The 8650-nt window shown below is 48.0% G+C and carries 8 protein-coding genes; 6 read left to right on the top strand and 2 right to left on the bottom strand.

The annotated features are described in order from the left end of the window. The first annotated feature begins 251 nt into the window (after window positions 1–251). Both WNY38_RS16970 and WNY38_RS16965 read left to right on the top strand, forming a co-directional pair. The gene (locus WNY38_RS16970) at window positions 252–392 is read left to right on the top strand and encodes a hypothetical protein (protein ID WP_342858552.1); all 141 of its coding nucleotides are present in this window, start codon (window positions 252–254) and stop codon (window positions 390–392) included. Window positions 393–554: 162 nt separating this feature from the next. Then, the gene (locus WNY38_RS16965) at window positions 555–2132 is read left to right on the top strand and encodes a hypothetical protein (RefSeq protein WP_342858551.1); all 1578 of its coding nucleotides are present in this window, start codon (window positions 555–557) and stop codon (window positions 2130–2132) included. A gap of 7 nt (window positions 2133–2139) precedes the next feature. Here the strand turns inward: WNY38_RS16965 and WNY38_RS16960 are convergent, their stop codons facing one another. After that, entirely contained in the window at window positions 2140–3804 is a 1665-nt protein-coding gene (locus WNY38_RS16960; protein ID WP_342858550.1) for an ATP-binding protein, read from the bottom strand. 91 nt (window positions 3805–3895) lie between these two features. Next, the gene (locus WNY38_RS16955) at window positions 3896–4438 is read right to left on the bottom strand and encodes a heme NO-binding domain-containing protein (protein WP_342858549.1); all 543 of its coding nucleotides are present in this window, start codon (window positions 4436–4438) and stop codon (window positions 3896–3898) included. A 495-nt stretch (window positions 4439–4933) separates the two neighbouring features. Here WNY38_RS16955 and WNY38_RS16950 point away from each other — a divergent pair, with 495 nt between their 5' ends. From WNY38_RS16950 to WNY38_RS16935, 4 genes are read left to right on the top strand one after another with little or no spacing between them, the layout of a single operon-like run. Beyond that, complete coding sequence (locus tag WNY38_RS16950) at window positions 4934–6115, top strand: SpoIIE family protein phosphatase (RefSeq protein WP_342858548.1); 1182 nt, start codon at window positions 4934–4936, stop codon at window positions 6113–6115. Further along, a complete protein-coding gene (locus WNY38_RS16945) occupies window positions 6112–6456 on the top strand; it encodes an STAS domain-containing protein (RefSeq protein WP_342858547.1) in 345 nt (114 codons plus the stop codon). The genes WNY38_RS16950 and WNY38_RS16945 overlap by 4 nt, the downstream gene beginning before the upstream one ends. Continuing rightward, window positions 6453–6866, top strand: coding sequence for an ATP-binding protein (locus WNY38_RS16940; protein ID WP_342858546.1), 414 nt, complete (start codon window positions 6453–6455; stop codon window positions 6864–6866). Before WNY38_RS16945 ends, WNY38_RS16940 begins: the two co-directional genes overlap by 4 nt. A 55-nt stretch (window positions 6867–6921) precedes the next feature. Beyond that, entirely contained in the window at window positions 6922–8649 is a 1728-nt protein-coding gene (locus tag WNY38_RS16935) for a DUF3131 domain-containing protein (protein WP_342858545.1), read from the top strand. Window position 8650 lies beyond the last annotated feature (1 nt).

The following is an 8650-nucleotide window of genomic DNA, read 5'->3' as shown; positions in this document are numbered from 1 at the left end:
AGCACAGTGTCGCGGGATGGAGCAGCCCGGTAGCTCGTCAGGCTCATAACCTGAAGGTCGTAGGTTCAAATCCTACTAAGTGTTGCATCTAGCCCCCAATTACCCTCTAACCTATCTTTGCCAGCCTATTGTATAACTGTATCCGCAAATAACGGAGGCAGACATGTCAAAGCGTGTAGTTTTTTTTTGGGGGGGGGGGCGCGATCGAGCGCTCCCCCTCATCGCCATCGATAACATGGCGGCAGGCTGAGATGGTCATCTTCGAATACATCAATGGGTTCTACACTCCAGGCGGGCCACTTAGCACTGGGCTGGAAAAGCCACGTCGCATTCGAACGGAAAGTGGCTTAAACGAGCTTGGGGCAGCACGAAAGCGCGACCCGTCTACTTAAAAGTCCGGCTTAGGCATGAAGGCTGAACAGACGAATTTGATCTTCAATTCATGCAGGGCTTGCATCACAGGCAACGCGCCGCATAATGCAAACAACTATGAGCCATACTCACTCGTATTTTAAGCCGCCTTTGGTTCCAAAACCCTGACGACGGACAATTCAGTGTTGAATATTATATCAAATACAACACCAAGTCCTTTGTGGGACGAGTGTTTATACCAAAAATTAAAATTTTTGTTCAAGGCGACGACAGCCAGCCTTTTCATAGCCTTTGGCGCGCATTCGCAAACGGCTGATCCGGTCTTTGAGATCATAACACAACCCTTTGGCAACACCGCCATCCCTTTGGTTGAAGGTGCTGAAGAGGTTATTGTTGATATTCCAAGTCCGTTGCACCCGACACGGTATCAACGAGGAAGCTTGGGCGAATGGATTTATGTAATTTATCCGGATGGGGCCGCTCATGTGACGAGCAATGAAGGGCGACGTCGCACCCTGTTTGATGTCACATGCACTGAAGGTTTGTCATGCCTGATTGTGGGCGCAGATGGTGCGGGTTTTACAGTATATGCAACGGGCGAGAAACGGCCATCTCCACCGCAAGCTGCCACGGCGCAAGACGTGGCGCACTATATCGCGCGATGGATGTTGGCGGGGACAGGATCTAGTGCTCCCAAACAGGTTGATATCCTCTCATCCGATGAGGGGCAGGGGCTATCGGATGCCGAGCGGGTCACATTGGCGTCGGAAACGGCCGTTGGAGAGTTTGTGCCGGAGAATTCTGTTGAGGTATCTTCTGTTGAGGAAGATGAGGATGCCCAAACTCTTAAAAATTTGGCTCTTGAGGATCAGGCGGAAGGTGATGAACGCATTGTGCAGTCTTCGGATGAGTTAAATGCATCTTGCCCTGATCTTGCGGCCTTTGTTCCGGATGACTGCCATCAGTCAGTAGAGCTTATTGTATCGTCCTCGCCTCTTGGAGTCGCACCTAAGCGCGAGACGGCGATACGACAGCAGACTGACGCAGATCCCCAAACATCACCTGAGCCGGTTCAAGAGGCGAGCCAACAAACTCTTTTGGATCGGCTTGATTTGGCCTGTGCGATAACGGGAACCACGAGCCTGCAAGGTGTTTCTGGGGCGGGGACTTTGCAGTTTTCAAAACCGCGCGCGAGCTTGGGATGTAGTACCAAGCTGACGCCTCGATTGTCCTTTCGCTTTGCTTTGGTCGGCTATGCTAATTCAAGCGACAAGGCGGCATATGATCCAGATTTCACCTATGCTTTTAATTATCAGGTCAGCGATAAGATCAACGTAGGTTACAGCAATTATTCAGCTCAGTTTGACGGGATGTATGGAAATTTATTCGATGGATTGAAAGATGGAAATCTGCGCGCAAGTTACAAACTTCCGGTGATCAAACTGCCGTTTGATAAAAAACTACCTTGCTCTACCAGTGTAGGATTGCCCAATCCTGCTATCAAAAGTTTAAATTTTTCCTGTGGGTATGCTGTGAATGATCGGCTTCGAGTCGGTGGAACAGTTTACCTCTATGCTCCAGACGCGCAAACCACCTATCAACCTGATTACAGTTATACTGCCAGCTACAAAATCGCTGATGATTGGTCGCTATCGTATAGTAACTATAGCAACAACAGGTGGGCATGGAACCGCGGCGATGCGCCGGGCCCGGGCATTCTTGGCGGCAACCTATCCGTCACCTATAGGTTCAAATTTTAGTCTTATTTCATGGCTTTAGAATTGCGTTGAGTTTACCAACTTCCTCTAAAAGCTCTTGAGCAATTTCTATGATTGTTGCTTTAGTCGTTTGTGTTGAATGATGCTCAATGCGTTTTGATAGTTCAGCCATGCCGTTAAATCCCATAGCAAGGCATGCGCCTTTGATCGAGTGCCCTTGTTTCGCTGCGGCATCTGTATCGCCGGATTGTGCTGCGGCAATCAGAAGTACGACCCTTTGGTTGCAATCAGTCACAAACTTGTCCGCTAAATCGATCAGCCCCTCAGCGGAGAAGATGTTTAACAGGTTTTCTCCGACATTTGTGTCCATCATAGCCATCAGTTGATCTTCAACAGAAGCTGTTGGATTTTCTGAGGTGCTTGTATCCTTAGATGCTGCGGCTGTCATTGCTGTGAGGTAAAGGGTGGATTCCAGTGCCGATTTTAGTTCGTTGAAGGGAATTGGTTTCGACAAGATACGTGTGATGCCCACCTGTTTGGCTTCTGATTCAATCGCGTCCGCAACGTGAGCTGTCAGCGCAAGGATTGGAGGTACGCAATCGTTCGGCCACTTGGCAAAAATTTGACGAGTGGCTTCAATACCATCCACTTCCGGCATGGCAATATCCATCAAGATGAGATCGTATTTACCCGGTGTGAATTTTTCCACTGCGATCTGGCCGTTTTCTGCTAAATCGGCGGTCACCTCCATGCGTTGCGCGTAAGCGAGAAGCATTTTCTGATTGATGATGTTGTCCTCAGCGATCAAAATATGTTTTCCTTTGATGCTGGGGGGGGGCAGTGCTGTCTCTGCTGCTAGATTGTGACCGGGGCGGTTTTGATGTGGGCTGACGATAGCGACGGCCAATTCAATCCAAAATGTCGATCCAGCCCCTTGTTTACTCTCTAAGCCGACGCGACCGCCCAACCCATCCATGATGCGCTTGCAGATCGCGAGGCCCAATCCCGTGCCCTGTGCTGCAACGGTTAATGGATTGGCCACTTGCGAAAAGTCTTTGAACAGATCGCCGAACTTTTCGGGAGGGATTCCGACGCCGCAATCCTCGACCTCACAACGTAGCAGGGCCCCTTTATGATGCGGGGTGGCCTTGGCACGTACGATGATTGGACCGTTAGTCGAGTACCGGAGAGCGTTGCTAATTAAATTGGAGATGACTTGCCGAATGCGCGTGGCATCACTCAAAAACAAATGAGGTACGCTGTCGTCGATTTGGATCGTAATGGAGCGCGTGATGCCTTTCCCATGCGATGTGTAAAGCATGGATACGCTTTTGACCAAGGCACGGATATCGACGTTTTCTGCTTCAAAAACGAAAACCCCAGCTTCCATTTTTGAAAAATCGAGCACATCGTTGACGATCCGGCTAAGCCCTGTGCCTGCGGCTTTAGCGTAGTTTAAAAGTTCCAACTTTCCGGCATCTATTTCATCCATAGCTAGAAGATCAATCATCCCCAACAACCCGCCGAGCGGCGTTCTTATTTCATGGCTCATAGTTGCGATGAATCTACTCCGTGCGACGGATGCAGCCTCTGCGCGTTCTAGAGCCGTCTGTAATTCTGCTGTCCGTATATCGACGGCCTCTTTCAATTGCGCTGAATGCGCATTCAAAGCCGTGTTTGCTTCGAACAGTTCACGGCTTTTTTGTTCAAGCAATTTTTCCGCCTCGGCGCGTGCTGCGCATTCACGGTTATATCTGCTGCGAGAGACACGGTTTTCATCGGAAGAACTCATTGAAGATAATGCCTTATGATTGCAATGTGATCTCAAAGTTTGTGATGTTGGGTTGGGCTGGGTTGATTTTACTGGTGATACTGCCTTCTTCCTTGAAATGCTCAAGTGCCGCTTCAATCATGCCGTGACAGAAGGCCGCTAATGGTCGTGGAGACTCGTACTCCATCATCATTTGGTTCGGAGCATTTCGCTCGGTGACAAAGGTGGGAAGTTCCGCTTCAGGGTAGAGTTTACGAACCTCAACGTGAATCTCGCCTTCAATGGATTCCAGCAGGGAAAAGGCGTCCTTCTTGTCATTGAAAAATTGGGGGTAGTTTTCGACGAAATGACTCAACATCCAATGGCCAAACATTCTTTGCAATGTGTCGGGGTCAATTCCAGAGTGATCACTAAAGGCGATCACTATTTTGACCAATTCTGAGCAGGGGTAATTTCCGACAGAGGTAAACGCCCCACCGTTTTCGAGTTCGGCCTTATCCAGAATATTATCGACCGTGTTCTCGCCAAAAGCGTCTTCTGCCATCTTAATCAATTCAACAAATATTGTGCCTTTCATTGATCGGCCCTTTCATCTCATTTATCATTACCAAATCTACGCAATCAGAAAGCGGAATGATTTACACTCGGTTTCTTTTACTATCGCTTCAGTCAGGCTCAGTCCTTTGATTAAGACAAGAACAAAATATGTAATACGCGGAAAATTTTGATGTAATTCTACGTCAAGGTGGCGGAAATTTCACGATCCAAAGATTTTCTAGTGTATTTTGGGGTTACTCGTTTATCGTGAAATTAAAGAATTATAGTCGCTTCACTCATTAACCATGCTTCACAGTGTGAAGGGGTGGGGACAAATTACATTATACTATAGGTTGTTTTCAGTGGTTGTTTCGACCATCAATAATGAAAGTAGACTATTATGAAATACGATGCGATTCTTTGTATGAATCAACTTTTGCGGGATCATTTTAATATATGAGCTGAGCGCAAAAATTTGTGATTTAACACATGTTTTTGAACTTTTGCGGCCTGCGGGACTGGAGGCTTATTTGATATGGAAGCGTCACTAGATATCATTGTGGCCGAAGACAATTTGGTGCAGCGTACCTATTTAGCTCGCATGATCGAGCATTTGGGTCACAAAGCTCTCGTCGCTGAAGACGGCGTAGAGGCGTTGGAATTGGTTCAGTCCACAGGCGCTCAAATTTTAATCAGTGATTTTGATATGCCGCATATGAATGGTATCGAGCTAACACGTGCTGTGCGCGGTTTGGACTTGGACCATTATGTTCACATCATTATGCTCACGGGCAGCGGTCAAAGTGCTACCAGCATCGAAGCATTGGATGCTGGGGTCGATGATTTCTTAACAAAAGGCAATGATCCTGCGCGATTGAAGGCGCGTATTCATGTTGCGTCTCGCCTTATTCAGCATATCGAAGATCAAGCAAAACAGCACCGCATTTTAAAAGAAATCAACGACCGCATTCAAAAAGATTTGAAAGCAGCGGCTGATGCACAACGGCAGCTTTTGCCTGAAATCCATCGTGACATTGGCGGCGTCCATATTGCATCAGCCTTTGTGCCGTCGGCGATGGTATCTGGTGACATGTTTGGCTGCTTTGCCTTGCCACAAAAAATGTTAGGCGTTTACGCTGTGGATGTGTCTGGCCACGGCATCCATGCGTCGCTATTATCTGTTGCAATCGGTCACATGATCACACCTGAGTTTTTCTGCAACGCGGCCTGCGGTAAGGATGGCAAGCCCGATCCAGCAGGTTTGGTTGCCAACCTCAATCAACGGTTTAGTGCGGCTGATAATGATGATTATTTCACAATGTTCTGCGCCATCATAAATACGGTCACGGGCCGGATGGACTTTTGCCAAGCGGGATATCCGTCGCCGACCTATGTGGACGCGAACGGAAAAACGACATTTGTGGGCGATGGAGGATTTCCCGTCGGAATGTTTTCTCACTTTTCCTATGAAAATGATGTGTTTTCCTTCGAAGAAGGCGCCTCGTTGGTTTTATGCTCTGATGCCGCAGGCGAGGCTGAAAATGAGCAAGGAGTCCCGTTCGGGAGTGAGCTTTTGTGCGCCCTTATTGCCAAAAACCGCCTTACTGTAACGGATGAGCTGCCGAACATAATTGTTCAGGAATTGAGAAAATGGCGCGGAAACCGTGCGTTAGAGGATGACCTAACCGTGGTGGCTTTAAAAAGGATAAAAACATGATTCATACAACAAAGTATGACCCCTATATCGTAGCTGTGAGGCCTGGAGTTGATCGTCTGACGGCGATCAATTCAAAAGCCTTTAAAGAAGAGATCGTGGCTTTGATTGAAAGTGGCGCATCCCATCTTGTCATCGATTTCCATGGTGTCTCTTTCCTTGATTCTTCTGGATTGGGCGCGATGACAGGCGTTCTTAAAAGAATTGGTCACCGTGGGGATCTTGTGGTGTGTGGGTTGAACTCTGATGTGTCTCAGATGTTTAAAATTTGCCGTATGGACCGCGTATTTAAAAGTTACCTCGATATTGATTCTGCAGTGCGAGCAATGAGAGAAAGTCTGTGAGCACATCGACTTTTCATATGCAAAACCAGCTGCAAGCAGTCGACCCTATGGTTTTGACTTTGAAAGGTCATTTGGAAGATCAATTGACATATGAAACACTTATGCGGTTTGATATCTGTATGAGTGAGGCCTTGGCCAATTTGGTGTTGCATGCCGAAACCGAGCAAAAAGATGCACCAATCGACCTGACGTTCAATTTCGACGGTGACGTATTGACCGTTGATATTTTTGATCCTGAGGGGGCCAAAGCATTTGATATTCGAAAGCAAGCGCGCGCGCTGTCTGATGTGGATGTCATGGCTGAAAGTGGTCGGGGGCTTGGGCTTATTTTAGAATGTGCTGACGGGGTTGAGTATGGTCCTGTGCAAAATCGTAGATGTCTGAGTTTGAAATTTCAGGCGCGAAATTAAAAAATCGGGTCGAATGCACCCGAATATAAATTTTCATCTAGAACGGAGCATGCGAATGAAAAGTGAAACCCTTCTGAAAGCAGCGTGGATCGGCGCTTGTTCTGCCTTTGCTTTAACATTTCCTATGTCACTGGGCGCTCAATCCGAAACTTCTATGCAGCCGCGCTCCATGACAATTGACAACGTTTCTATCAATGGGACTGAATACAACAGTGTCACTATCCGCTCAGAAACGCCGCTAATTCTTGACTTCGATGGGATGGGTACTGGTCAGTGTGCGCACGAAGAAGGGGACATCTCCAGACCGCATTTTGGACGTTCGGGCCTTTTGACAGACCGTGAATTTAAGATGGCAAAAATTGCATGGTCTTATTTCGAGAAACGGTTTCAGTCAAAAACAGGGCTTGTGAATGCTGTTGGCTCTTATCCGTCAACGACGATGTGGGACACGGCTTCTTATATCAGTGCGTTGGTCGCAGCACGCGAGCTATGTATTATTGATAAGCGCGAATTCGACACGCGTGCTACAAAGCTTTTAAACACGCTGCGTAACCTCGATTTGTACAACAAAGAAGCCCCCAATAAAGTGTATAACACTGAAACTGGGGCAAAGGTTAACTATGCAAATGAAGCCGGCGAGGTCGGTATGTCCGCGCTGGATATCGGGCGGTTGTTGGTTTGGCTTCGCATCCTCAAAGAGCGTAATCCTTACCTTGCAAACAGTGTGGACAACGTTCCAATGCGTTGGAATTTTTGCAATTTGGTCAACGATGATGGCAGCATGTTTGGGGCCTTCAAGCGTGGAGATGGATCAGCGCAATATGTCCAAGAAGGTCGGTTGGGGTATGAAGAATACGCAGCCAAAGGATTCGCTCTTTGGGGGTTTGATGTTGATAAAGCTATGTCACCCGAACCACTTGCTTACACCACAATTTACGATGTGAAAGTGCCCTACGATGGTCGTGATCCACGAGTTTTTAAAAACCAAAACTATGTTTTAACCGAAGGATATATCCTTGACGGGCTGGAGATGGGATGGGATTTGCCATCTGATAAATCTTATGATGGGATGACCGCAAGTCATGGGTGGCGGGCGGAGTTCGCCAACCGTATTTATCTTGTCCAACAGCGCCGGTATGAACAAACGGGTATTATCACGGCGCGTTCGGAACATCAGGTCAACGGAAAGCCTTACTTCGTGTATGACTCGATTTTTGCTGATGGCTATGCGTGGAACACACTCGACCCGACCGGAGAATATCAGCCTGACCTTGCTGCGATTGCCGCAAAGGCTGCGGTGGGCCTATGGGCGCTGTGGGATACGGATTATACGGATCTTTTGTTCGAAAGCGTCGCGGATCTTTATGACCCTGAAGCAGGGTTTTACGAAGGTCTTTACGAGAACGGAAACGGGTATATTCCGCTTCAAACGGCTAACAACAACGGTATCATCCTCGCGGCGTTACTTTATAAGGTACAAGGCCCGATTTTGCAGCAGATCAACACATCTGCGCAATATTGGGAGACGGCCTATGCCGGAACGGGCTTGCGTGACAACAAGTGTCATCCGCGTTTGATGGAGGAGGTCGTGCCGTGCTGCGCCTGCGAAAACCCTGTCAAACTTGATCCAGTCATTCCGCTGGAAGAGTTTTTGTATTGCCGCGCAGTGCCGACATCTGGCGAGACGGCAGCAACAGAGTGTCAGCCTGAAAAACATAACCTTGCCCCGCCGACGCCCCGTAAAGTTCAGGCCAACTCCTGTACAATTCCAGTGGAGAACTGAT

This window comes from Pacificibacter sp. AS14 (assembly GCF_038899935.1).
Lineage (GTDB): Bacteria > Pseudomonadota > Alphaproteobacteria > Rhodobacterales > Rhodobacteraceae > Celeribacter.
The sequence above is the reverse complement of the archived record's forward strand: the minus strand, read 5'-3'. Positions and strand labels throughout refer to the sequence as shown.

Coding starts and splice junctions, on each gene's coding strand:
- WNY38_RS16970 (WP_342858552.1), top strand. CDS start 252: ATGGTCATCTTCGAATACATCAATGGGTTCTACACTCCAGGCGGGCCA.
- WNY38_RS16955 (WP_342858549.1), bottom strand. CDS start 4,438: ATGAAAGGCACAATATTTGTTGAATTGATTAAGATGGCAGAAGACGCT.
- WNY38_RS16950 (WP_342858548.1), top strand. CDS start 4,934: ATGGAAGCGTCACTAGATATCATTGTGGCCGAAGACAATTTGGTGCAG.
- WNY38_RS16945 (WP_342858547.1), top strand. CDS start 6,112: ATGATTCATACAACAAAGTATGACCCCTATATCGTAGCTGTGAGGCCT.
- WNY38_RS16935 (WP_342858545.1), top strand. CDS start 6,922: ATGAAAAGTGAAACCCTTCTGAAAGCAGCGTGGATCGGCGCTTGTTCT.